General features: G+C 62.4%; 24 protein-coding genes. 14 read left to right on the top strand and 10 right to left on the bottom strand.

Annotated features, from left to right (window positions below):
* The first annotated feature begins 58 nt into the window (after positions 1-58).
* Entirely contained in the window at positions 59-3,595 is a 3,537-nt protein-coding gene (dnaE, locus tag ACKAMS_RS16485; protein ID WP_003941755.1) for a DNA polymerase III subunit alpha, read from the top strand.
* Positions 3,596-3,690: 95 nt separating this feature from the next.
* On the opposite strand, the gene ACKAMS_RS16480 is transcribed toward dnaE, so the two are convergent.
* Complete coding sequence (locus ACKAMS_RS16480; protein WP_408989262.1) at positions 3,691-3,924, bottom strand: hypothetical protein; 234 nt, start codon at positions 3,922-3,924, stop codon at positions 3,691-3,693.
* A gap of 220 nt (positions 3,925-4,144) precedes the next feature.
* Here ACKAMS_RS16480 and ACKAMS_RS16475 point away from each other — a divergent pair, with 220 nt between their 5' ends.
* From ACKAMS_RS16475 to ilvA, 3 genes are all read left to right on the top strand, one after another.
* Positions 4,145-4,579: a nitroreductase family deazaflavin-dependent oxidoreductase gene (locus ACKAMS_RS16475; RefSeq protein WP_019748853.1), complete on the top strand. Its 435-nt coding sequence runs from the start codon at positions 4,145-4,147 to the stop codon at positions 4,577-4,579.
* 116 nt (positions 4,580-4,695) lie between these two features.
* Positions 4,696-6,471, top strand: coding sequence for a pyruvate dehydrogenase (locus tag ACKAMS_RS16470; RefSeq protein ID WP_020969844.1), 1,776 nt, complete (start codon positions 4,696-4,698; stop codon positions 6,469-6,471).
* 79 nt (positions 6,472-6,550) lie between these two features.
* A complete protein-coding gene (gene ilvA, locus ACKAMS_RS16465) occupies positions 6,551-7,906 on the top strand; it encodes a threonine ammonia-lyase IlvA (RefSeq protein ID WP_019748851.1) in 1,356 nt (451 codons plus the stop codon).
* Positions 7,907-7,919: 13 nt separating this feature from the next.
* On the opposite strand, the gene ACKAMS_RS16460 is transcribed toward ilvA, so the two are convergent.
* Positions 7,920-8,441, bottom strand: a complete 522-nt coding sequence (locus ACKAMS_RS16460; protein ID WP_019748850.1) for a TetR/AcrR family transcriptional regulator — start codon at positions 8,439-8,441, stop codon at positions 7,920-7,922.
* A gap of 128 nt (positions 8,442-8,569) precedes the next feature.
* On the opposite strand from ACKAMS_RS16460, the gene ACKAMS_RS16455 reads away from it, so the two are divergent.
* Entirely contained in the window at positions 8,570-10,114 is a 1,545-nt protein-coding gene (locus ACKAMS_RS16455) for an MFS transporter (protein ID WP_019748849.1), read from the top strand.
* Between the two features lie 50 nt (positions 10,115-10,164).
* Here ACKAMS_RS16455 and treZ read toward each other — a convergent pair whose 3' ends face one another.
* Both treZ and ACKAMS_RS16445 read right to left on the bottom strand, forming a co-directional pair.
* Positions 10,165-11,886 carry a malto-oligosyltrehalose trehalohydrolase gene (gene treZ / locus ACKAMS_RS16450; protein ID WP_408989261.1) on the bottom strand — a complete coding sequence of 574 codons (1,722 nt, stop codon included), beginning with the start codon at positions 11,884-11,886 and terminating at the stop codon, positions 10,165-10,167.
* Between the two features lie 69 nt (positions 11,887-11,955).
* Positions 11,956-13,317 (bottom strand): NAD(P)-binding domain-containing protein, encoded by a 1,362-nt coding sequence (locus ACKAMS_RS16445; protein ID WP_408989260.1) that lies wholly within the window; start codon positions 13,315-13,317, stop codon positions 11,956-11,958.
* A gap of 95 nt (positions 13,318-13,412) precedes the next feature.
* Here ACKAMS_RS16445 and ACKAMS_RS16440 point away from each other — a divergent pair, with 95 nt between their 5' ends.
* From ACKAMS_RS16440 to ACKAMS_RS16425, 4 genes are all read left to right on the top strand, one after another.
* Positions 13,413-14,297, top strand: a complete 885-nt coding sequence (locus ACKAMS_RS16440; protein WP_408989259.1) for a helix-turn-helix domain-containing GNAT family N-acetyltransferase — start codon at positions 13,413-13,415, stop codon at positions 14,295-14,297.
* 64 nt (positions 14,298-14,361) lie between these two features.
* Entirely contained in the window at positions 14,362-14,748 is a 387-nt protein-coding gene (locus ACKAMS_RS16435) for a helix-turn-helix transcriptional regulator (protein WP_020969839.1), read from the top strand.
* Positions 14,745-15,848 carry an ACR3 family arsenite efflux transporter gene (arsB, locus tag ACKAMS_RS16430; RefSeq protein ID WP_020969838.1) on the top strand — a complete coding sequence of 368 codons (1,104 nt, stop codon included), beginning with the start codon at positions 14,745-14,747 and terminating at the stop codon, positions 15,846-15,848. Before ACKAMS_RS16435 ends, arsB begins: the two co-directional genes overlap by 4 nt.
* Positions 15,845-16,258 (top strand): arsenate reductase ArsC, encoded by a 414-nt coding sequence (locus ACKAMS_RS16425; protein WP_021333708.1) that lies wholly within the window; start codon positions 15,845-15,847, stop codon positions 16,256-16,258. Before arsB ends, ACKAMS_RS16425 begins: the two co-directional genes overlap by 4 nt.
* Before the next feature lie 21 nt (positions 16,259-16,279).
* Here ACKAMS_RS16425 and ACKAMS_RS16420 read toward each other — a convergent pair whose 3' ends face one another.
* Genes ACKAMS_RS16420 through ACKAMS_RS16410 form a run of 3 tightly spaced genes read right to left on the bottom strand, consistent with a single transcriptional unit; the run spans position 16,280 to position 19,051 of the window.
* The gene (locus tag ACKAMS_RS16420) at positions 16,280-16,411 is read right to left on the bottom strand and encodes a hypothetical protein (protein ID WP_007733137.1); all 132 of its coding nucleotides are present in this window, start codon (positions 16,409-16,411) and stop codon (positions 16,280-16,282) included.
* The gene (locus ACKAMS_RS16415; RefSeq protein WP_019748842.1) at positions 16,408-16,998 is read right to left on the bottom strand and encodes a TetR/AcrR family transcriptional regulator; all 591 of its coding nucleotides are present in this window, start codon (positions 16,996-16,998) and stop codon (positions 16,408-16,410) included. Before ACKAMS_RS16415 ends, ACKAMS_RS16420 begins: the two co-directional genes overlap by 4 nt.
* Before the next feature lie 40 nt (positions 16,999-17,038).
* A complete protein-coding gene (locus ACKAMS_RS16410) occupies positions 17,039-19,051 on the bottom strand; it encodes an MFS transporter (protein WP_024487828.1) in 2,013 nt (670 codons plus the stop codon).
* Positions 19,052-19,229: 178 nt separating this feature from the next.
* Here ACKAMS_RS16410 and ACKAMS_RS16405 point away from each other — a divergent pair, with 178 nt between their 5' ends.
* The 3 genes from ACKAMS_RS16405 to ACKAMS_RS16395 are packed head-to-tail and all read left to right on the top strand — an operon-like array spanning position 19,230 to position 20,519.
* Positions 19,230-19,424, top strand: a complete 195-nt coding sequence (locus ACKAMS_RS16405; protein WP_003941743.1) for a DUF1918 domain-containing protein — start codon at positions 19,230-19,232, stop codon at positions 19,422-19,424.
* A 57-nt stretch (positions 19,425-19,481) separates the two neighbouring features.
* The gene (locus ACKAMS_RS16400) at positions 19,482-20,105 is read left to right on the top strand and encodes a TetR/AcrR family transcriptional regulator (protein ID WP_019748839.1); all 624 of its coding nucleotides are present in this window, start codon (positions 19,482-19,484) and stop codon (positions 20,103-20,105) included.
* 57 nt (positions 20,106-20,162) lie between these two features.
* Positions 20,163-20,519 carry a PLD nuclease N-terminal domain-containing protein gene (locus ACKAMS_RS16395; RefSeq protein ID WP_019748838.1) on the top strand — a complete coding sequence of 119 codons (357 nt, stop codon included), beginning with the start codon at positions 20,163-20,165 and terminating at the stop codon, positions 20,517-20,519.
* A 1-nt stretch (position 20,520) separates the two neighbouring features.
* On the opposite strand, the gene ACKAMS_RS16390 is transcribed toward ACKAMS_RS16395, so the two are convergent.
* Entirely contained in the window at positions 20,521-21,411 is an 891-nt protein-coding gene (locus ACKAMS_RS16390; protein ID WP_097387289.1) for a LysR family transcriptional regulator, read from the bottom strand.
* Between the two features lie 83 nt (positions 21,412-21,494).
* Here ACKAMS_RS16390 and ACKAMS_RS16385 point away from each other — a divergent pair, with 83 nt between their 5' ends.
* Positions 21,495-22,391 (top strand): DMT family transporter, encoded by an 897-nt coding sequence (locus ACKAMS_RS16385; protein WP_133727483.1) that lies wholly within the window; start codon positions 21,495-21,497, stop codon positions 22,389-22,391.
* Positions 22,392-22,425: 34 nt separating this feature from the next.
* Here ACKAMS_RS16385 and ACKAMS_RS16380 read toward each other — a convergent pair whose 3' ends face one another.
* Positions 22,426-23,019: a TetR/AcrR family transcriptional regulator gene (locus tag ACKAMS_RS16380; protein WP_019748835.1), complete on the bottom strand. Its 594-nt coding sequence runs from the start codon at positions 23,017-23,019 to the stop codon at positions 22,426-22,428.
* A gap of 55 nt (positions 23,020-23,074) precedes the next feature.
* Here ACKAMS_RS16380 and ACKAMS_RS16375 point away from each other — a divergent pair, with 55 nt between their 5' ends.
* Positions 23,075-23,494: a PaaI family thioesterase gene (locus tag ACKAMS_RS16375; RefSeq protein ID WP_020908051.1), complete on the top strand. Its 420-nt coding sequence runs from the start codon at positions 23,075-23,077 to the stop codon at positions 23,492-23,494.
* A gap of 6 nt (positions 23,495-23,500) precedes the next feature.
* On the opposite strand, the gene ACKAMS_RS16370 is transcribed toward ACKAMS_RS16375, so the two are convergent.
* Positions 23,501-24,430 carry an NADP-dependent oxidoreductase gene (locus ACKAMS_RS16370; protein WP_046378693.1) on the bottom strand — a complete coding sequence of 310 codons (930 nt, stop codon included), beginning with the start codon at positions 24,428-24,430 and terminating at the stop codon, positions 23,501-23,503.
* Between the last annotated feature and the right edge of the window lie 38 nt (positions 24,431-24,468).

Here is a 24,468-nt window from a genome sequence, read left to right as displayed (position 1 = left end):
ACGTGTCGGCAACGCGGCATACACTCGATCTCGCTCCCAGACCTTCAGAGAGGCGCACGTGGCTGACTCGTTCGTACATCTTCACAATCACACCGAGTACTCGATGCTCGACGGTGCGGCCAAGGTCGGCGCCATGTTCGAGGAGGCCGCTCGTCTCGAAATGACCGCTGTCGGCATGACCGACCACGGAAACATGTACGGCGCCAGCCAGTTCTACAACGAGGCCAAGAGTGCCGGCATCAAGCCGATCATCGGCATCGAGGCGTACATCGCACCCGAGTCTCGCTTCAACACCAAACGAGTTCTCTGGGGAGATCGCAGCCAGAAGTCCGACGACGTCTCCGGTAGCGGTGCGTACACGCACATGACGATGGTGGCCGAGAACGCCACGGGGCTCCGAAACCTCTTCAAGCTGTCTTCTCTCGCGTCAATCGAGGGACAGCTCGGCAAGTGGCCTCGCATGGACGAGGAACTCATCGCGGCGCACGCCGAGGGCATCATCGCCACCACGGGCTGCCCGTCCGGTGAGATCCAGACGCGCCTTCGTCTCGGCCACGATCGCGAGGCTCTCGAAGCTGCCGCGAAGTGGCAGGAGATCTGGGGACCGGACAACTTCTTCCTCGAACTGATGGATCACGGTCTCTCGATCGAGCGCCGGGTGCGCGAGGGTCTGCTCGACATCGGCAAGCAACTCGGTATTCCGCCACTTGCCACCAACGACTGCCACTACGTCACCAAGGACGCCGCCGAGAACCACGAGGCGCTGCTCTGCATCCAGACCGGCAAGACGCTGTCCGACCCCACTCGCTTCAAGTTCGACGGCGACGGCTACTACCTCAAGTCCGCTGCCGAGATGCGCGCCATCTGGGACAACGAAGTACCGGGGGCGTGCGACAACACCGTGGCCATCGGCGAGCGTGTGCAGTCGTACGAGGACGTGTGGGCGTTCCACGACCGCATGCCGATCTTCCCGGTCCCGGAGGGTCACACGCAGCAGACCTTCCTGCGCGCCGAGGTGATGCGCGGACTCGATCGCCGCTTCCCGAGCGGACCTCCGCAGGAGTACCTCGCCCGCGCCGACTACGAGATCGGCGTCATCAACGAAATGGGCTTCCCGGCCTACTTCCTGGTGGTCGGCGACCTGATCAACCACGCCAAGGACGTCGGAATCCGCGTCGGGCCCGGCCGTGGATCGGCTGCCGGTTCGTTGGTGGCCTACGCGATGGGTATCACCAACATCGACCCCATCCCGTACGGGTTGCTGTTCGAGCGATTCCTCAACCCCGAGCGTGTGTCCATGCCAGATATCGATATCGACTTCGATGATCGCCGTCGCGGCGAGATGGTTCGCTACGCGACGGACAAGTGGGGCAACGACAAGGTCGCCCAGGTCATCACCTTCGGCACCATTAAGACCAAGGCTGCCATCAAGGACTCGGCTCGCGTCCAGTTCGGCAAGCCGGGCTTTGCCATCGCCGATCAGATCACCAAGGCGCTCCCGCCGCCCATCATGGCCAAGGACATCTCGGTTTCCGGTATCACCGACCCGAAGCACGAGCGGTACAAGGAGGCAGTCGAGGTTCGAGCGCTCATCGACTCCAGCCCGGACGTCGCGAAGATCTACAAGACCGCGGTGGGTCTGGAAGGGCTGATCCGTAACGCCGGTGTGCACGCCTGCGCGGTCATCATGTCGTCCGAACCGCTCACCGACGCAATCCCGGTCTGGAAGCGCGCCCAGGACGGCGCCATCATCACCGGTTGGGACTACCCATCGTGTGAAGCTATCGGCCTGCTCAAGATGGACTTCCTCGGTCTGCGAAACCTCACGGTTATCGGCGATACGCTCGAGAACATCAAAGCCAACCGCGGCATCGACCTCGACCTCGACACGTTGCCGATGGACGATGCGGCAACATACGAACTGCTCGCCCGCGGCGACACTCTTGGTGTGTTCCAGCTCGACGGCGGCGGTATGCGCGAGTTGCTGAAACTGATGCAGCCCACCGGATTCGGCGACATCGTCGCCGCATTGGCGCTGTATCGACCGGGACCGATGGGTGTGGACGCCCACATCTCGTACGCCAAGCGCAAGAACGCCTTGGAAGACGTCAAGCCGATTCACCCCGAGCTGGAGGAGCCGCTCGCGGAGATCCTCTCGGAGACGTACGGCCTGATCATCTACCAGGAGCAGATCATGCAACTGGCGCAGAAGGTGGCCGGTTACACCCTGGGTCAGGCCGACTTGCTGCGTCGCGCCATGGGTAAGAAGAAGCTGTCCGAGCTGGAAAAGGCCTACGCCGGCTTCCGGCAGGGCATGTTGGACAACAACTTCAGCGAAGCCGCCATCAAGGCGCTGTGGGACACGGTCCTTCCCTTCGCCGGGTACGCGTTCAACAAGTCGCACTCCGCCGGCTACGGACTCGTGTCGTACTGGACTGCGTACCTCAAGGCGAACTACCCGGCCGAGTACATGGCAGGTCTGCTGACCTCCGTCGGTGACGACAAGGACAAGTCCGCGATCTACCTCGCAGACTGCCGCAAGTTGGGCATCACAGTTCTCCCACCGGACGTCAACGAGTCACGCGTCGACTTCGCGACGGTCGGCGACGACATCCGTTTCGGTATGGGGTCGGTGCGCAACGTCGGCGCCAACGTCGTTGCCTCGATCATCAAGGCGCGCACCGAGAAATCGAAGTTCACCGATTTCTCCGACTATCTCGGCAAGATCGACGCGATGGCATGCAACAAGAAGGTCACCGAATCTCTCATCAAGGCCGGTGCCTTCGACTCGTTGGGTCACCCGCGCAAGGGCCTGATGTTGGTTCATGCCGACGCCATCGATTCCGTGATGAGCACCAAGAAGGCAGAGGCGATCGGACAGTTCGACCTCTTCGGCGGTGCCGAGGCGGACGAGTCGATCACCTCGGTGTTCGACGTCAAGATTCCTGACGAAGAGTGGGACTCCAAGCATCGCCTGGCACTCGAACGAGAAATGTTGGGGCTGTATGTCTCCGGCCATCCGCTCAACGGAGTCGAGCACATTCTTCGCCAGCAGTCCGACACGTCCATCGCTGCGATACTCGAAGGCGGCGTTCAGGACGGTGCCCAGGTAACTCTCGGCGGAATCATTGCCTCGGTGGACCGTCGGGTCAACAAGAACGGTCTGACCTGGTGCATCGTGCAGCTCGAAGACCTCGTGGGTGGAATCGAGGTGCTGTTCTTCCCGCAGGCCTACGCCGTGTACGGGATGGACATCGCCGAGGATGCCATCGTGTTGGTCAAGGCTCGCGTTTCGATCCGAGACGATCGGATGTCGCTGATCGGCAACGACCTTGCGGTGCCTGATATTTCGGCGATCGGGGTCGCGCGCCCCCTGTCGGTCTCGCTGCCGCTTCGGCAATGCACCAAGGACAAGCTCAGTGCTCTCAAGCAGGTGCTGACGAGGCACCCCGGAACATCCGACGTTCACGTTCGGCTGATCGGTGGAACCGAGATCAGCTTGTGGAAGGTCGACGACGTCCTTCGGGTCGAACCATCCTCGGCTTTGATGGGCGACCTGAAGGCATTACTCGGGCCGAGCTGTCTGACGGTCTGACCGCCGATCGAGCGGATCTGAACAGAACGAAGGGACCTTGCTGCATCAGCAGCAAGGTCCCTTCGTGGTTCGCGGGAGATCGGGGAGTGGGGTGATCAGGTGGTGCGTGAGTAGTACACGCGACGCGCCCACCAGGTGACCACGGCTGCTGTTGCGGCAGTCAGTACGGCTACCTGCATCGACTGGGTGACAGCTCCGGCGACCACGAACAACACAAAACCGACCGCGAGAGCTTCGATCTTGTACAGCGGCCACTGAGTCCCGGCCAGATCGACGAAATGGTCGGACGAGGGGCGTGATTCGCGAGTGGAGATATCTGCGGTAGTCATCTCGTCCCCTTCTCGGTGCAGTCTGTTCTCGATGCGGCTTGGCTAGCGATACGGCTGTTCGAAGCTGTGGTTTCAGAGTAGCCAGAGATGAGAGTTCGGGCAAGCGAACTTTATTGATCGGCAGCTCACTTAATCGATCAACCAGGGGAGTGTGCCGACGACGGTCCTGGTCGGTGTGGTTCGGTGGCCAAGGTGCTCGAGTGGGTGTTCACTGGTACACATGCCAATCACAGGTGAGTACGAACCCAGTCCAGCGTCGTGGGCCGCCGATCAGGTCGCACGCATCGAGAACTCCGGTGGCACCGAGGGAAACGACATGAACGGCATGCCCGTCGTCGTTCTCACGACCGTCGGGGCAAAGTCCGGCAAGGTCAGGAAGACGCCGCTGATGCGCGTCGAGCACGACGGCTCGTATGCCGTTGTGGCTTCGCTTGGTGGCGCTCCGAAGAATCCGGTTTGGTACTACAACGTCAAGGCCGATCCGCACGTCACGCTGCGTGACGCGACGCAGGTCTTCGACCTGGTTGCTCGTGAAGTCACCGGAGACGAGAAGGCGATCTGGTGGGAGCGCGCTGTCGCTGCGTACCCCGACTACGCCGATTATCAGACGAAGACCGATCGTGAGATCCCGGTGTTCGTGCTCGAACCCAAGTAACGCACTGCAGTCCTCACGAAACGGCAGTCCACAAGAAGCACTGCATAAACCACAAGCAAATCGTCACTCGCGGGGGTCGGCGATCCCGACTCCCGTGAGTGTGTCATGGAGGTCTGATGAGTCCGAAAACCGTTGCAGATCAATTGGTTCAGCAGCTCGTTGACGCGGGTGTCAGTCGGATCTACGGAATTGTCGGTGACAGTCTCAATCCCATCGTCGATGCGGTACGTCGCACCGGTGGTTCCGAAAAGGGCGGAATCGACTGGATACACGTCCGTCATGAGGAAGCAGCTGCGTTTGCGGCCGCAGCGGATGCCCAGATCACCGGAAAACTCGCAGTGTGTGCCGGATCCTGCGGTCCCGGAAACCTTCACCTGATCAACGGCCTGTACGACGCTCATCGTTCGGGCGCGCCGGTCCTCGCGATCGCCTCACACATCCCCAGCGCCCAGATCGGAATGGGCTACTTTCAGGAAACGCATCCCGAGCGGATCTTCATCGAATGTTCGAGTTACACCGAACTCGTCAGCACGGCAGTCCAATCACCTCGCGTGGTGCAGTCGGCGATTCAGCATTCGGTGGCTCGAAACGGCGTCTCGGTGATCGTGCTTCCCGGGGACATCGCCGATTGTCCGGCAGAAGGCACCCCGCCGACGCTCGTCGAAACCCGAAGGCCGACAGTCGTTCCGGATGCCGGTGACGTCAAGGCGTTGGCAGATGTGATCAACGGCTCGCGTAAGGTTGCGATCTTCGCCGGCGCAGGCGTGCGAGACGCACGCGCCGAGGTGTTGGCGCTGGCCGAAACCGTCGGGGCTCCCATCGGGCATTCGCTGCGCGGCAAGGAATGGATCCAGTACGACAACCCGTACGACGTCGGGATGACGGGATTGCTCGGTTACGGTGCGGCGCACGACGGTATCCACGGCGCCGATCTTCTGCTCCTCATCGGTACGGACTTTCCTTACGACCAGTTCTTGCCCGATGACGTTCGTACCGCTCAGATCGACATCGCGGCCGAGCGGTTGGGGCGTCGAACCAGCCTGGACCTGGCGGTGCACGGTGACGTCGCGAGCACCTTGAGCGCACTGATTCCGCAACTCGATCGAAAGACCGACCGCGGGTTCCTGGAGGATACGCTCGCAAAGCACAACACTCTGATGACCAAAGTGGTTGGTGCGTACACGGATCCGGTCAAGCAGCGCACACCCATTCATCCCGAGTATGCGGCCTCGATCCTCGACGATCTGGCGGCCGACGACGCGATCTTCACCGCCGACACCGGGATGTGCAACGTGTGGACGGCGCGCTATCTCAATCCGAACGGATCGAGACGCTTCATCTCCTCGGCGCTGCACGGATCCATGTCCAATGCGCTCCCACATGCGATGGGTGCGGCATGGTCGAGTCCGGGGCGTCAGGTCATCTCGGTGTCGGGCGACGGTGGATTGTCGATGCTGCTCGGTGAGTTGGTCACCGTCGCGATGTACAAGTTGCCGGTCAAGATCGTGGTGTTCAACAACTCGACGCTCGGAATGGTCAAGCTCGAGATGCTGGTCGACGGCCTTCCGGATTTCGGGGTCGACGTGCCCGCGGTCGACTACGCGGCGGTTGCTGCTGCGCTCGGTATCTTCTCGCGCCGAATCGAGAATCCCGCGGACATCGAAGCGGGCCTACGCGCCGCGCTCGATCACGACGGTCCGGCCTTGGTTGATCTGGTGACCGATCCGCTGGCATTGTCGTTGCCGCCCACCATCACCGGTGGTCAGATGAAGGGCTTCGCTTTGGCGATGTCGAAGATGGTGATGAACGGCGGCGTCGGCGAGGCTGTGCAGATGGCCAAGTCGAATCTGCGGAACGTGCCACGTCCCTCACAGTTGGATCCTCGCGGCTGACCTACCCGCCGCCCTGCCTCGCAGACCATGTGGGGCGGGGTGGTGGGAAGGTTGATCCCCGACGTGCGAAAATGGCGGAGTGTCTAACTCGCCCGATGTCGTAGTAACGAAGTCCACCGTCCCCGCGCTCGACGCGCAGGAGATCGACGCGGCCATCGAGCGAATTCAGCACGTCATTGCGGCGACACCCCTGCAGTACAGCGACCGTCTTTCGGCGTTGACCGGCGCGCACGTGTACCTCAAGCGCGAGGACCTCCAGGGCGTTCGTTCGTACAAGATTCGTGGCGCGTACAACCTGATCGCTCAGCTCAACGAGGCCGAACGCGCGGCCGGCGTGGTGACTGCCAGTGCCGGTAACCATGCGCAGGGTGTTGCCTTCGCGTGCCGAACGATGCAGATCAAGGGTCGGATCTACGTTCCGGCAAATACCCCCAAGCAGAAGCGTGATCGCATCCGCGCCCACGGTGGAGCGTTTGTCGAACTGTTCATGATCGGTGAGACCTATGACGCCGCCGCTGCTGCGGCCGCGGAGGACGTAGCCGAAACCGGCGCAACCATGGTTCCCCCGTTCGACGACGTGCGCACCGCTGCGGGGCAAGGAACCATCGCAGCGGAGATTCTCACGCAACTGGACGCACCTCTCGACACGATCGTCGTGCCGGTCGGCGGCGGCGGTTGCATCGCGGGCATAGCCACCTATCTGCACGAGCGATCGCCCAAGACGTCGATCGTCGGGATCGAGCCGTCCGGCGCGGCGTCCATGACGGCCGCTCTCGTTGCCGGGGGCCCGGTGACTCTTCCCGACGTCGATCCATTTGTCGACGGGGCAGCGGTCAAGAGGATCGGCGATGTTCCCTACGAGGTCGTCTCACGTCTGGGTGCCGCCGTGGTGTCGCACGCGTCGTTGCCGCTCGTGGCTCGTCAACTTCAGACACGGTCCGGTTCGGGATCGTTTGTCGTCAATCAGATCGACGAGGGCGCTATCTGCACGGCGATGCTCGAGCTGTATCAGAGCGAGGGCATCATCGCCGAACCCGCGGGAGCGCTTTCCGTTGCGGCACTTCAGAATTTGACGTTCGAGCCGGGTTCGACCGTCGTGTGCCTGATTTCCGGTGGCAACAACGACGTCTCCCGTTACGGCGAAATCCTCGAGCGCTCGCTCGTTCACCTCGGGCTCAAGCACTACTTCCTGGTGGACTTTCCGCAGGAACCGGGAGCGCTCCGTCGCTTCCTCTCGGACGTGCTCGGGCCGGACGACGACATCGCGCTGTTCGAGTACGTCAAGCGAAACAATCGCGAGACGGGTGCCGCGTTGGTGGGTATCGAACTCGGTTCCGCCGACGGGTTGGCGGCGTTGCTCGAGCGGATGGAGCGCGCGCCGATGCAGTCCGAGAGGCTCGAGCCGGGAAGCCCGGCGTACCGCTATCTGACGTAAGGGACGCCCCCGGTCAGGGCCGCAGTCGCTCGACCACCTGTCGATGCAATTCGGGATCTGGCTGGGGGAGCCCGAGCATGGCCGCCAGGTATAGACCGTCGCCGACGAGTCGGATGATCTCGGCTTGTATGGGATCGGCGATCTCGGTCTGAAGGCCCTTGTCCCAGCTGCGCATCACGTGGGTAACGGCTTTCTGGATCTCGTCGTGTTGTCCGTCGACTGTTCTCAGTGCCGCGATGATCGACCGGAAGAGTGAGAGTTCTTCGCTTTCGTTCGCATCGGGGATCTGCAGATAGAACTCGGTGACCGTCGTACCGCCTGCTACGGCGTCTTCGAGTTGTTGATCCGAGCGTTCTCCGAGTCTGCGGACCATCGCCGCGAGGAGTGCTTCCTTGCTGGGGAAGTGATAGAGAAGTCCGCCCTTGGAAACCCCGGCTTCGGCGGCAACGCCTTCGAGCGTGACTTGGGCAACGCCGCTGACCAGCAGCAGCTTCTCCAGTGCGTCGAGAATTCGATCGCGAGTGTCGGCAGCCATGTGATGTGACCCTACCCGGAAATAACTTTACCGCTTGGACGGTTCACTGTTACCGTAGACCTACTGTACCGGCTGGACGGTTCAGTGAAATTTTTTCGAAAGAACTCAGAGAAAGTCGCAGGGGAGCAATGTCAGTGTCGGCAGATCAGACGTCTGCAATCAATCCCGACGAGGTTCGGGCGACAAAGCGTGACTGGGCGGGCTTGATAGTCCTTGCCTTTGCTGTGTTGCTCATCGCAGTCGACGGCACGGTGCTCGATCTTGCGCTTCCGTTCATCAGCGCCGATCTCGAGCCGAGCAGCACGCAGTTGCTGTGGATCATCGACGTCTATTCGTTCGTGCTCGCCGGTCTGCTCATCACCATGGGTACGCTCGGTGACCGGATCGGTAGGCGAAAACTGCTCCTGATCGGCGCAGTCGGCTTCGGTCTCGCCTCGATCATCGCCGCTCTTGCTGTCAGTCCCGAGATGCTCATTGCCGCCCGCGTGCTGCAGGGTATTTCCGGTGCAACGCTGATGCCGGCCACCCTCGGTCTGATCCGCACGATCTTCGTCAACCCGCGTCAGCGCACCGAGGCAATCGGTGTCTGGGGCGCGATGGCCGGTGGCGGTACAGCGGCAGGCCCTTTGGTCGGTGGTTGGTTGCTCGAGCACTTCTGGTGGGGTTCGGTCTTCTTGATCAACATCCCGGTCATGATCGCGCTGGTAGTACTCGGCCCGATCCTTATCCCGGAGTCGAAAGACCCCAACCCGGGGCGATTCGACCTCATCAGCGCTGGTCTGTCGATGGCGACCATGTTGCCGTTGGTGTACGCGGTCAAGGAATCCGTGGTGCACGGCGTCAGCATCACGTTGCTGGTGATCGGCCTTGTGGGTCTCGCCGCCGGCTACGTGTTCGTGCGTCGTCAGCGGATGCTGAAGGATCCGATGTTGGATCTGAAACTGTTTGCCAATGCGTCGTTTTCCACCGCCGTCATCACCAACCTGCTCTCGATCTTCGCACTCGCCGGTGTCCTGTTCTTCGGCTCGCAGTACCTGCAGTTGGTGCTGGGTAACTCGGCGCTCGACGCCGGCCTGCTGATGCTCCCGGGTATGTTGCTCAGCGCATTCACCGCGGTTGCGGCGGCCTGGTTGATTCGCCGGTGGTCGGTGTCTCACGTGCTCAGCGCAGGCCTCGCGGTTGCCGGTATCGGTGCTGCGATGCTGCTCGCCCTCGGGGTGGACAGCGGCCCGTTGATGTTCGTGATCGGCTTCGGTCTGGCCGGTGCAGGTGTCGGTGTCGCACTGACCCTGACGTCGGATCTTGTGGTCAGTTCGGTGGAACCCGAGCGTGCCGGCGCTGCGTCCGCGGTGTCGGAGACTGCGTACGAACTCGGTATCGCGCTCGGTGTGGCGATCCTGGGCAGCGTGGTGATGGCGATCTTCCGCAAGGGAATCGACACGTCCATGCTCGAAGCAGATCAGGCGCACGCTGCGCAGGGCACCCTCGGCGGTGCGCTGCAGGAAGCGACGTACCTACCTGGTGAACTCGGTTCGGTGCTTGCCGATTCCGCGAAGGCGGCGTTTGTCGACGGTATGCACGTTGCCGCCGGCGCAACCGCTTTGGTTCTGTTCGTCAGTGCCGCATTGGTATTGCGGATGCTGCGGAGTACACCAGAGAACGCGAAGCGTTGATGCGTGTAACAGTAGAACGCGAAGCGCTAGCTCCTGCAGAATCCGGGTAGTCAGCTTTCGAGTACGACGAACGAGTGCCCAGGCACGACTGTTGCGGACGCGGTCTCGTCCTGTGTCGGCGGATCCCACCAGAGGATGGGGGTTCCGCCGGCTGGGACCGAGGCCGCGTCCGTTCCCAGATTGCACACGATCTGTAATGCGCCGCGGCGCAGGGTGATCCACTGGTCGTCCTCGTCGTAGTCGACGTGCAGGTGCCCCAGCCAGGGGTCGGTGATCTCGATTCGCTTCTTGCGCAGGGCAAGGAGATCGCGATAGCACGCCAGGACGCGAGCATGTGTCTGGTCGGTTCGCTCGTCCCAGTCCAGTTTCGATCGCAGAAATGTCTGTGGATCTTGCGGATCCGGAATGTCGTCGCTGTTCCAGCCGTGTACCGCGAACTCCGCCTTACGGCCCTTGGCGGTGGCCTCGCCGAGTTCCCGTTCCGGATGCGAGGTGAAGAACTGGAACGGAGTGGTGGCTCCCCATTCTTCGCCCATGAACAGCATCGGCGTGTACGGCGAGAGCAGGACCAGTGCTGCCTTGATCGCCAATTGTCCTGGCGTCAGATAGGCGCTCGGGCGGTCGCCGATCGCTCGGTTGCCGATCTGATCGTGGGTGCACGTGTATGCGAGCAGAGCACTGGCGGGCTGATGCGTGATGTCGATCGGCCGGCCGTGAACCCGCCCACGGAACGAGGAATACGTTCCGGCGTGGAAGAACCCGCGCCGCAATGTACTTGCAAGGGATTCCAAGGATCCGAAGTCGGCGTAATAACCCTGACGTTCGCCGGAGACGGCTGTGTGAATGGTGTGGTGGATGTCGTCGTCCCACTGCGCGTCCAAGCCGAACCCGCCGGCCGCTCGTGGCGTGATCAGAGTGGCGTCGTTGAGATCACTTTCGGCAATCAACGTGAGCGGTCGGCCCAGATGGGCCGACAGTGTTTCCGTTCGGACGGCGAGTTCCTCGAGGATGTGCGTTCCGGTGTGATCGACCAACGCGTGGACGGCGTCGAGGCGTAGGCCGTCGATGTGGAAATCACGCATCCATCGCAGGGCATTCCCGATGATGTATTCGCGAACCTCGCCCGACTGCGGGCCTCCGATGTTGATCGTTCGGCCCCAGGTGTTCGCGCCATCGGCAATGTAGGGGCCGAACTTTTCGAGGTAGTTGCCCGACGGGCCCAGGTGGTTGTAGACCACGTCCAGGATCACGCCGAGTCCACGTTCGTGGGCTGCATTCACCAAGCGCTGTAACCCGTCCGGGCCACCGTAGATCTCGTGGACCGTGTACCAGAGCACACCGTCGTAGCCCCAGTTGTGAGTTCCGTTGAAACCGTTGACCGGCATGATCTCGACGAACCCGACACCGAGGTCGACGAGGTGATCGAGACGCTCGATCGCGGCGTCGAAAGTTCCTTCGGGGGTGAACGTTCCGATGTGCAGTTCGTAGACCGACGATCCTGGGAGTTGCCGTCCGGTCCACTGAGAGTCGGTCCAGGAGGACTCGTCGAGTTGGTGCAGTTGGGAGCGGAGATGCACGCCTTCGGGCTGGCGTGGTGACCGCGGATCCGGGAGTATTTGACCGTCGACGACAAAGCCGTAGCGAGCTTCGTTGTCGCAGTCGACCTCGCCTCGCCACCACCCGTCGTCGGTCCGCTCCATGTCGTGCGTGATGCCATCGACTTCGACCCGGACCGATTCCGGCGTTGGCGCCCAGACCTCGAAAGTATGCACACGATCAGCATGCCTTGTTCGGTCGGATGTGGCAGCCCGGCGGGGTGGATCCGTCGTCATGGACTGTTTCTAGCCGCGGGTGTTGCCAGACGGAGCGGACAACGTGATCAGTTCCGGAGTGGGTGCGCCGCAGCATCCGCCCTCGGCTTCCCCGCCTTCGGCTTCCGCTGCGTCAGCTTCGTCGAAAACACCTGCACCGCCGCAGACTCCGGTCTCCGGAAGGATCAACTCGACCCGGGCTGCCGCTTCGTGATCGCCGGCGAGTTCGGCGGCGATGCTGCGAACCTGCTCGTAGCCGGTCATCGCCAGGAAGGTGGGTGCCCGGCCGTAGCTTTTCATTCCTGCCAAGTACACGCCTGGCTCCGGATGGCGAAGCTCCTTCGCGCCATGCGGGTACACCGTGCCGCACGAGTGGACGTTCGGGTCGATCAGTGGAGCCAACTCGACCGGTGCTTGTAAGACCGGGTCGAGGCCGAGTCGAATTTCCGAAAGCCAGGAAAGATCGGGGCGGAATCCGGTCAGCGTTATGACGTTGTCCACGTTCTCGATGCGATCACCGGCATCGGAGGCAAGTACGAGTTGTCCCGAAGGGGTTGTTGTCACCTCTGCGGTGCGGAAGCCGGTGACCACTCTCAGTAGTCCGTCCTCGACGGCCTTCTTTGCGCGCAGTCCCAGGGCGCCGCGCGCGGGCAGTTCGTCAGCTTCGCCGCCACCGAACGCTGAGCCGACGTTTCCTCGGCGGACCGCCCAGATGATGCGGGTGCTCGTAGCCTGCTCCGCCAACCCCGACAGCGCAACGATCGCCGTCAGCGCAGAGTGGCCGCTCCCCGCGATGACCGTGTGTTTTCCGGCAAACTGTGCACGCACCGCCGGATCGTCGAGATCAGGAACCCGGTACCTGATCGCAGTGCCCACAGCGCCCTCGCCGAGGGCGGGAAGACCTTCACCGCCGAGCGGGTTGGGAGTACCCCAGGTGCCGGATGCGTCGACAACCGCCTGGGCGAACACGCGGTCCTCGGTTCCGTCACGGCGGCGCAGATGAATCGAGAGGGGTTCGGTATCGCGGCCGGCGTCGACGACCAGGTCACGTCCGCGTCGGGCTACGCCGATCACTTCGGTGTCGAACTGGTTGGCGTCGCCGAGTGTTGAGGCGAGTGGCCCGAGGTAGAGGTCGCGCCATTGCCGGCCGGTCGGGTACGTCTCAGCGTCGGGAGAGCGCCATCCATTCTGCTCGAGGAGTCGCTGCGCGGCGGGGGAGACGAGTTCGGACCACCGGGAGAACAGTCGAACGTGATTCCACTCGGAGATCGCAGCACCGGCTGTGCTTCCGCGCTCGAAGACAAGGGGTGTGAGTCCGCGTTCGCGCAGTTCTGCTGCGGCTGCCAGGCCGATCGGGCCGGCCCCGATCACGACAACGGGTAGGGGGTTCATCTCGTACCTTTCATCGACGATTATCGATCTTAGTGGAACTGTATCGACAATCATCAATGTAGGCAACCATCGACAGCTGTCGATATAGTGGAGAGATGACATCGCTGCAGACTCCGACGGTGCGCGTCGGTGATTCGGACCCGGATCAGATTGGTTCTTCCGTCCTCGCGCAGGGCGATGCCGATACCTACGCGCAGTGGTTCGCCTGCCTTGCCGAGCCGATGCGCGTCCGATTGCTTCACCGGGTGGCGAGCGCGGTCGGTGGTATTACCGTCGGAGCGCTCGCGGAAGCGTTGGGGATCGGACAACCGACGGTGTCGCACCACCTGCGCAAGCTCGCCGATGTGGGTTTTGTGACCATGCGTAAGGAGGGGACGAGCACGGTCGTCGCGGTGAATCCGACGTGTTGCGTTGCCTTGCCGCAGGCGGCGGACGTGGTGATGGGAGTCCTCGCTCCGCGTCCTTGCTGCCCGAGTGATCTGCCCGACGATGTCTCTGTCCGGGCCATGATCGACGACGACTGGGATGCGGTTCGCCGTATTTACGGCGAGGGTATCGACACCCGAAATGCCACCTTTGCTACTGAGGTCCCCTCGCGTGAGCATCTCCACGAACGGTGGCTGTCGAAGCATCGGTGGGTCGCGACTATCGAGGGTGTTGTTGTCGGTTGGGCTGCGTTGAGTCCAGTTTCCGAGCGTGACTGCTACCGCGGGGTGGCGGAAAACTCCGTGTACGTCGCGGGCGGAATGCGTGGTCGGGGTGTCGGAAAGGCGTTGTTGCGCAAGCAAGTCATGGCCGCTGATGTCGACGACCTCTGGACACTGCAGACGTCGATATTTCCCGAGAATCGCGCCTCCATCTCGCTGCATCATTCGGCCGGGTTCAGAACTATCGGTCTCCGCGAGAGGATTGCCGAGCTTGACGGTGTGTGGCGTGACACCGTTCTGCTCGAACGACGTGCGGTGACCGCCGAGGGGTGAGTCCGGGATCCGGCCGACCGGGCACTCGATTGCGCGTTGATTCGATATCTGTCAATATCGAAGAATGTCGAATCAAGAGTCACCGGAGTCCGAGCCTTGCTGCACCCCGCTCGTCCGTGAACCGCTGACCGAGGATTGGGCCGGCGATTTGTCGCGGATGTTCAAAGCCCTCGGCGATCCGGTTCGTCTCCGCTTGCTGAGCTTGGTGGCAAGTCACGAGGGTGGTGAAGCCTGCGTCTGCGACATCTCCGACTCGTTCGATCTGTCTCAGCCGACGATCTCGCATCATCTCAAGGTGTTGCGCCAGGCCGGGCTGCTCGACTGTGAACGTCGCGGGACCTGGGTGTACTACTGGGTGATTCCTACTGCACTGCAACAGCTTTCCGCCGTTCTACTGGTTGAAGGTACGAGCGTGAGTGTCGCGGACGCGTGCGCAGAGGTCACCGCATGAGCAACACCGCTGCCACCACCGAACACCCCGAAGTCGTCGGAAAACTCTCCACCCTCGACCGCTATCTTGCGGTCTGGATCGGCGTGGCCATGGTCGTCGGCCTGCTGGTTGGACGCTGGATCCCCGGTGTGAACACTGCCCTGGACAAGGTGCAGATCGACGGCATCTCGTTGCCGATCGCCCTCGGCCTGCTGATCATGATGTACCCGGTCCTGGCGAAGGTCCGCTACGACCGCCTCGACACTGTCACCGGGGACAAGAAACTCCTCGCAGGCTCCCTGTTCCTGAACTGGGTTCTCGGCCCGGCGCTGATGTTCGCCCTCGCCTGGCTGTTTCTGCCTGACCTGCCGGAATACCGAACCGGTTTGATCATCGTCGGTCTCGCTCGCTGCATCGCGATGGTGATCATCTGGAACGACCTGGCCTGCGGAGACCGCGAAGCCGCCGCGGTGCTGGTCGCCATCAATTCGGTGTTCCAGGTGATCATGTTCGCCGTGCTCGGTTGGTTCTACCTCTCGGTCCTGCCCGGGTGGCTCGGCCTCGAACAGACCACCATCGACACCTCGCCCTGGCAGATCGCGAAATCGGTCCTGATCTTCCTCGGTATCCCGCTGCTGGCAGGTTTTCTGTCCCGCTTCTTCGGTGAACGCGCCAAAGGCCGCGACTGGTACGACAACAAGTTCATCCCCAAGATCAGCCCCTGGGCGCTCTACGGTCTGCTGTTCACCATCGTCGTGCTCTTCTCGATGCAGGGCGAACAGATCACCTCCCAGCCTTGGGATGTCGTCCGGATCGCGCTGCCCTTGCTCGCGTACTTCGCGCTCATGTGGGGCGGAGGCTACATCCTCGGCGCCGCAATCGGATTGGGCTATGAACGCACGACGACCCTGGCGTTCACCGCAGCGGGCAACAACTTCGAACTCGCGATCGCCGTAGCCATCGCCACCTACGGCGCCACCTCGGGGCAAGCTCTTGCCGGTGTTGTCGGCCCGCTGATCGAGGTACCGGTGCTCGTCGGGCTGGTCTATGTCTCCCTTGCTCTACGCAAACGCTTTGCAGTCAAAGAGGTTTCATCCAGTCGAGAAAGAGCGAGGTCATGAGCAAACCATCGGTGTTGTTCGTCTGCGTCCACAATGCCGGCCGATCTCAGATGGCCGCGGGATTCCTGAGCCATCTCGCAGGCGACGCCATCGAGGTCCGTTCCGCCGGATCCGCACCCGCCGAGACCGTCAATTCGGCAGCGGTCGAGGCGATGGCAGAGCACGGTATCGATATCTCAGCTCAGTCTCCGAAGATCCTCACCGTTGACGCCGTCCAGGATTCGGATGTCGTCATCACCATGGGCTGCGGCGACACGTGCCCGATCTTCCCCGGCAAGAGCTACCGAGACTGGGTTCTCGACGATCCGGCGGGACAGGGCCTCGAAGCGGTTCGCCCGATCCGTGACGAAATCGAGCGTCGCGTTCAAGCCTTGATCGCTGAACTCACCACTGCCGCGAAGTCTCCCTGACCGATCGGGGAATCGAGAGGATCATTCGCCCGCGGGCTCGATGTGTTCGGCACCGAGGACCGAGAGTCGGTATTCCTGTGCGTCCTGCTCGGTTTCGAAATCTTTCTCTTCGAGGAGGTTTCGATCGGCGTCGAGGTATCGGTAGGTAGTCATTCCTCCACCGTGCCACTGATGTCCGATTCGTGCTCGGATACCGGTTCGATTTCGTCGACGACTGTTTGAATCAGACTTCCGTAGCGCCGGATCAGGTCCTTCGACGACAACGAATCCTCACCGAGGAGTTCGAGCGTCCGCATGCCGGTGGCAAGTCCGAGCAACAGTGAGACGACGACCTGACTGCGAACCAAACCGGGCTCGGTGTCGCCGATGCGTCGCGCGATCCCGTGAACGTATCGTTCCTTGATCTCTGCCCGGGCGGCGTCCGGATCTGGCGCCTCGTGAACGTGTACTGCGAGCATTGCCCACGGATCGGTTTCGTCGGATTCTCTACGAGCGACAAGTTTCTCGACCAGTTGACAGCCGATGTTTCCGGTGGCGTCGGCATTCGGATCCTCGTCCATCGGAGGTGCGGACGGGATCGCAGCCGAATACAACCGAGCTTTGCTGCCGTAGATCTTCATGACCAGGGCAGGGGAGTAACCGGCCGCGACCGCGATGTCCTTGATGGTCGTCGATGCGTAACCTCGTTCCGCGAACAAGGCTTTTGCTGCTGTGAGGATGCTGGCTTCACCGCTGCTCATGCCGCTCGCCTCGGTACCCGATCGCCATGCGTTTGGTTGCTCATACTGTCGTCAACGGCTCGGCATCGACGGGTACGTCGAAGTCGACGACGGTGGACTGCGCGATGACCGCTATCTGACGAGCCAATGTGCCGTGTCCACTCTCGGTCAGCGCGGTCAGGATGTACCGGCCGGATGTCGGGAGTGCGATTCCGTAGTGCCCGGTTCCGTCGGTGACGGTGGATGCGACGAATTCGCCGGTCGGTTTCGTGAGTGTGACGACGGTTCCCGAGGTTGTTCGGCCGTCGACTCCGACCTTGCCGGAGATGGTGAGGCGGTCACCGAGTTCGACGGTGTGCGTCGATTGCGCGCTGTCGAAAGCGATCACCTGCGACCGAGGGGACCAGCCGTCGGCACTCGTCACTACCAAATACCGTCCGGGCCGGGGTAGTGCGAGGGAGAAGTTGCCCTCGTTGTCGGCGCGACTCCAGTCGATCGGTCGCCCCTCCATATCCATCACGGTGACAACAGCCTGCCGGATCGGTCGGCTGTCGGCTCGGACCACACGACCGGCAACCACAATTTCCGTTTCGGACACGGCGGCATCGGGAAGCTCGAACCCTTCCGGGGTCACCGGGCGAAGCGCCGTTTCCGGTTTTGCGCCGCGGCGAGGAATGAACGCAGCGGCAGCGGCAGCAGCCACGGCGGCGAGGGCGGCCAGCCAGAAGATGTTCTTGAAGGCGTCGATCGACGGAAGGCCCTCGCCCGGCCCGGACGGGATGACCATCGAGGTGAGCATGGCGGCAACCACTGCACTGGATGTGGACGTACCGACTGAGCGGAGCAGCGAATTGAGGCCGTTTGCCGACGCGGTTTCGGTGATCGGAACCGATCGCATGATCAGCATCGGCATCGCGGAGTAGGCGATTGCAGTTCCGATGCTGACCACCGCCGCGCTGATGATGATCAGTGCTATCGAGCCGGTCAGGAACACGCGCGCGATGTAGGCGAGCGCGAGCACAGTGCCGCCGACGATCAGGGTGATCTTGGCTCCGAATCGTTTCGTGATGTTCGCGGAGACGGGAGCGAAGAAGACCATCGCGAGGCCTGCCGGAATCATGCACAGTCCGGCCGCCATCACTCCCAGTTCGAAGCCGTAGCCGGAGATCTTCGGCATCTGGAGTTGTTGAGTGGTGGAGAGGTTGTTCGCATACATCGAGAAGCCGACGAGGATCGAGGCGACGTTGGTCAGGAGAACGGGCCGCTTGGCCGACGTTCGCAAGTCGACCATCGGCTGGGTGACGCGAAGTTCGTACGGGAACCACAGTGCGAGCGTCACGATTCCGATGACGAACATGAGCAATGTCAGTTCGCTCGTCCATCCCCAACGGGCGCCCTTGGAGATGGCGAGGAGGATCGCCGTGAGTGCTGTCGAGAGCATGACCGCGCCGAGGAAGTCGAATTTGCCGCGGGTGCGAACACTCGATTCCGGGACGACGGCGGCTACCGCGATGATCAACAGGACGCCCACGATTGCCGAGAGCCAGAAGATGGCGGGCCAGCCTAGATGCTCGAAGATCAACCCGGACAGGGGGAGCCCGAGTGCGCTGCCGATTCCGAGAGTGGCACTCATCAAGGCTGTTGCCGACGCCACCTTCTCCTTGGGCAGTTCGTCGCGCATGATGCTGATTCCGACGGGGATCATCGAGATCGCGAAGCCCTGGAGGCCACGTCCGATCAGCAGGGCGACAAAGTTGCCGCCGATCGCCGCGACCAGTGATCCGACCACGATCATCGTCATCGAGATCAGCATCATGCGTCGTTTTCCGAACATGTCTGCCAGGCGGGAGACGATCGGAGTGGCGACGGCGCTCGTGAGGAGTGTGACGGTGACGAGCCAGGAGGCGTCGTCAGCGCTGACGCCGAGGATTTTCGGGAAATCTGGCAACAACGGAATGACCATCGTTTGCTGCAGCGCGACCACGGTGCCGGAAAGACAGAGAATTGCGGTGATGAGCCGACTTGAACGGCGAGTGGTCGGAGACGAGTGCAATGCCAAGAGACGGTCCTTCACGCGGCGGTGGTGAACGGGAATTCACCCATGAGTGAACCACTGTTCACCCCTCGCTGTCACCTTCGGTGAATATGCGATTCCTCACGACGGCAACCCGTCCAGGGTTTCCAAGTCGGTATCGCGGGAACAACGTCAGTGGTTGGTCTGCGCCCGCGCGAGCGGGCAGCGAGGAGGAGTGATGCATGCCGAAGTGGGTGACCGTCTCCATGTCCAGGGGCGCGTGGTTGGGCAGGCGGAGGTAACTGCCGAGGTCCTCGAAGTCCACGGGGAGGACGGAGGGCCGCCCTATCTGGTCAGGTACGACAACGGGCACGAGGCGTTGGTGTTTCCCGGTAGCGACGGCTGGATAGATCACCCCGGAAAAGGCTCTTGAACTGCACGATTCTTTCCATGCATGGCCGTTGCATCGAATGCGGCTAAAGTGTGCGCAATGGAGGGCAGACGCCAGTACCACTCCCGCGTGCGTGAAGCTTCCGCACAGCGAACGCGTGAACTCATTCGTGATGCGGCGACGACCTTGTTTGTCCGAGACGGATACGTCAGTGCCACCGTCAAACAGATTGCCGACTCGGCCGGCGTCGCCAATCGGACGGTGTTCACAGCCTTCCCGGGCGGGAAGCTCGAGATCTTCGAAGCGGCCCTCGCCGCGGCGCTCGATGCCGACGAGGTTCCACTCGGCGCGCCGAACCTGGCCTCGGACCCCGATGACGTTCGCCGGATCGTCTCCCAGATCGTGGCACAGGGCATCGGACTACTCGAACGTGCCGGCGCTCTGATGATGGTCGCGGTCGAATCGTCAGGTGCGGATGCCGACATGCGGCGACTGTCCGAGGAATCGTCGGATCAGTCGGCCGTCAATGCGATGTCGATAGCCGAGGGTCTGTCCGAGCACGGATTGTTGAGGCCCGAGATTTCGCTCGAGAAAGCCGCGGGCATACTTGCCGCTTTCGTCTCGCCTCAGCTTCATCAGCAATTGCGTCGGGTCAGTGGATGGGATGTCGATGCATACCGAGGATGGCTCGAGTTCAACATTCGCCAGAATCTAATGTACTAATCGGTCTGTTTTCGTTAGCATGGCGAGGGTTTTTTATTCTCGGGAGGAATCGCCAGCGTGCCCTATGCCTTGTTCGGCCTCATCACGATGTTGCTGTGGATTTTCTGCATCGTCGACGCCATCACGAGAGATGACGCCTACATCCAGTACCTACCCAAGGTCGTCTGGATTCTGATCATCATCTTCCTTCCCACCTTGGGGTCCGTTCTGTGGCTGGTGGTCGGGCGCGGACAGAACGCGCCCCGCGGTTACGTCGGTCCAACCGGTTACGGCGAATACGAGCGTCCGGGACGCGCCGTTGCGCAGGATCCGGCGGCGGACGAAGCATTCTTGCGTCAGTGCCGCGAGCGGGCGGAAGAGCAGCGTCGAATTGCAAAGCAGCAGCGCCGCGACGGCGACGCTGATCGGATTTGAGTTATCGGTAGGCCGTGAGACGGTCCAGCACGAGCCGAAGCGGCGGCCACGACGATCGGCCGCGACGCGTCACCGCATGGGCGGTGAGGATGACAGGCGGATCGGTCAGCGGCACGACGCGTACGCCTTCGCGGGTCGTGCGTTCGAGTGGCATCAGCCCCACGCCGTAACCACTGAGGATCAAGAGTTCGACCAAGTCGAGACTGTCGATCTGGTGAGTGATCCGAGGGGTGAATCCAGCCAGTGACGCGAGGGTTCGCACAGCGCGCTCGTCGGCTGTGTTTCGTGAGTTCACTATCCATGGTGTGTCTGCGAAGGCGCGGAGATCGATCCCGGATTTCGTGGACTCGTCGGGTGTGCGGGCGTTGTCGGGAACGCATAATCCCCACGGCGTCGACCAGAGCGGTAGTGCTTCGAGTAACGAGCTCGGGGATGCGGGGGCGAGGTTGTAGTCGTACGTCAGCGCGAGGTCCAGGTCATCTCGTTCGAGTAGGGCAAAAGCCTCGGCCGGTTCGTACTCGCAGATCACCACGTCTACCTGTGGATGGCTGTGTTGCAGGCTCAGGGCGACGGGGAGCATCGCGGTTCTGACGGCAGTAGCGAATCCGCCGACTCTCAATGTCCCCTCCGGTTCGGCGGTCGGATCGAGGTCCAGGCGAGCTGCATCCACGGCTGCCAGGATGGTGACGGCATGATCGGCGAGTCGTTGACCGGCAGGTGTGAGGCGAACGCGTCGGCCTTCCGGTTCGATCAATGCAGTACCGGTTTCCGCGGTCAAAGCCGCGAGCTGTTGGGACACTGTCGATGTCGTGAGGTTGTGAGCTTCGGCGACCGCGCGCATGGAACCCAAGCGGGAGAGTTCGAGGAGGAGATGGAGTCGACGGGTTTCCATCGTTCGATCATTCACTAATCGTGAACATAATGTAGGTCAAAATCGCGTGGACACGAACGGTTGGCGTCCCGTTCAATTCAGCTATGGATACGAAAGCGCGGGCCGGAGTGGGCCTGGCTGTTCTGGCGATGTTGTGCGTGCAGCTCGGGCTCGCCGTGTCGGTGGGTCTGATCGATCAGCTCGGAGCAGACGGAGCAGCGTGGATACGTCTCGCCTGGGCGGGCATCATTCTTCTGATCATCGTCAGGCCCCGTCCCTCCGCGTTCACTCGCAAAGCGTTTCTGGCCTGCGTGGTCCTGGGTGTGGTCACCGCCGGCATGACGCTGTTGTTCATGGCGGCCGTCGAGCGTCTTCCTCTGGGAACGGCAAGCGCGCTGGAGTTCTTGGGTCCGCTTACGGTTGCTTTGCTCCGGGGGCGTGGCCGCGTTCTGTGGCCGGTTCTGGCAGGCGTGGGCGTAGTCCTTCTCACTGAACCGTGGGCAGGGACAGTCGATCTGGTCGGTGTGGCGTACGCACTTGGCGCGGCGCTCTGCTGGGCGATGTACATACTGCTCACCCAGCGGGTCGGCGACGAGGTTGCCGGTATCAACGGGCTGGCGGTGTCGATGGCGGTTGCCGGGTTGGCCGCGACAATTGCCGTGGGCCACTCGGCCATTGGGCGGCTGACCCCGCACCTGGTTCTCGTGGGCCTCGGACTTGCGATCTTGCTGCCCGTCGTGCCGTTCGTTCTGGAGATGGTCTCACTGCGGCGGCTGTCGACGGCAGCATTCGGCACGCTGATGAGTCTCGAGCCCGCTTTCGCGCAGCTCATCGGTCTTGTTGTGCTGCAACAGGTTCCGAGTTTGCTGGCGGTGGCAGGTATCGCGTGCGTCGTCGTCGCGGGGATCGGCGCGGCCCGCGGTGGCACTCGGGGTGGTGGCGGGAAGCCGGCAGGCCCACCCTCCGATTCCGAGCGAACGTACCTTTCGGCGCCTTCATGAGACCGAGAGTGCCGTTCGCTCAGGGCATGTCAGCTCAGTGCACGGCTGCCGCAGCGATTGCTCCGGCGAACACGTCGGCGACCTCGCCGAGGGAATCGAGGATCGGTTGACCTGATCGTTCGACGCGAGCCCGCACCAGCGAACCCTCGAGTGCGGACACTGCCAGGACGGCAAGCCGTTCCGCTCGAGTGCGTGCGACACCGGACTCGATCAGTGAGTCGCGCAGTAGCGAAGTCCACTGTCGGTAGACCGCCTGTCCTGCGGCTGTCACGCTCTCCGAATCGGGGGCAAGTTCCAACAACACCGTCGTGATCGGCGAGCCTTCGTGGAAGTCCGAATCGCTCACCCATCCAGCGAGCAGCCGCGCATACTCGCGCAGCAGTGCTCCGGCGTCCGGGTGGTTGTCGGCGAGTTCGGTCAGAGTGTCGGTGACCAACTGCCCGCCGACGCGGACGACCTCTTCACCGATCTGCTCTTTGCCGCCGGGAAAGTAGTGGTAGAGCGAACCTTTCGGGGCGCCACTCGACTTGAGGATCTCGTTGAGCCCCGTAGCCGCATACCCCTGGCGGCGAAACAGATCGGCTGCAGCTCGTACCAGTGCTTCGCGGTGTTTCGGGGGAGTCGCCACGAGTTGGAGCTTAAACACCCCAGCGATCCACCACAATCTATGTAGACTGGTCTACATGGAAAATTCGGAAATGCTGGAACAGTTGCGCGCAGTCAACGCCTCGGCGGCCTTCAACCGGTGGGCCGGATTCGAAGTGACGGAGGCCGAACCAGGACGTGTCTGCCTGCGGCTCGAATGGCGTGAGGATCTCGGCCAGTACTCGGGACACTTGCACGCTGCGCTTGTGGCGGGACTTATCGACACTGCGTGCGGATTTGCTGCCTTTACACAGGTAGGTGTCGTGGCGGCGTCCAACTGCGCGGTCAATTTCGTGAGCCCGGGAGTCGGAACGGCATTCGTCGCCACGGCACGCTCGGTCAAGGCTGGGCGCAAGCAGGTGTTCGTCACTGCCGAGGTACATGCCGAACGCGAAGGCGAATCCGTGCTCGTCGCGTTCGGCACTACCCTCTTGGTTCCACTCGCCGTTCAGGCTTAGGGAACCTCAGGGAATGAGGATGAACTTCCCGGCGGGATGAGAACTCTGCAACTCGGTGTGAGCGAGTGCGACGTCTGCGAGCGGGAAGGTCTTGGCGATCTTCACGGTGAGGTGTCCGGACCCGGCTTGTTCGACCAGTTCGGAGCGAGCCTTCAAACGTGCTTCGGCACTTGCCGGATTGCCTCCGCCGACAGACTCGAAGCCGTCGGTCTGGGCGCGTCCGAACGCGACGATGGTGACGATACGGCTCTTGTCGGTGACCAACGCCAGAGATGTATCGACGGCTTCGTCAGTTCCGGCGGTGTCGAAAGCGGCGTCGACACCGTTCGGTGCGAGTTCACGAACGCGGGCTTCGAGGCCCTCGCCGTAGAGCACCGGCGTGGCGCCGAGCGAGCGCACGTAGTCCTGATTCGATGCTCCCGCAGTGCCGATCACGGTGGCACCGCGTGCTGCGGCGAGCTGAACCGCAATAGCGCCGACGCCACCGGACGCGCCGTGGATGAGGACGGTGTCCCCGGAGCCGACGCGAATAGTGTCGAGGGCGTCGACTGCAGTTCCGCCGACGAGAAGGAGTCCGGCCGCCTGTTCCCAGCTGATGCCGGCGGGCTTCGCGGTGATCGAGGAGACCGGCACGACTACCTGTTCGGCGTAAAGACCGTTGCCGGGGCTGACGATCACTTCGTCGCCGACTGCAACACCGGTAACGCCGTCGCCGACCGCCGAGACGACGCCCGCTGCCTCGCCGCCGAGGCGGATCGGAAGTTTCTCGGGATCAGTGCCGAAAGCACCGCTGTAGAGCTTGAAGTCGAAGGGATTGACGCCGATCGCCTTCACGTCGACCAGGACTTCGCCTGATTTCGGTGCCGGTAAATCGATGTCCACCAGCTCCAGGACCTCGGGCGTGCCGTACGTCTGCGCTACAACAGTTTTGGTCATGTCTCGCGCAACCGTCCTCGGGGAAGCGATATTCCCCG

Source organism: Rhodococcus sp. 5A-K4 (assembly GCF_046097995.1).
In the GTDB taxonomy this organism is placed as follows: Bacteria; Actinomycetota; Actinomycetes; order Mycobacteriales; family Mycobacteriaceae; genus Rhodococcus_F; species Rhodococcus_F erythropolis.
The sequence above is the reverse complement of the archived record's forward strand: the minus strand, read 5'-3'. Positions and strand labels throughout refer to the sequence as shown.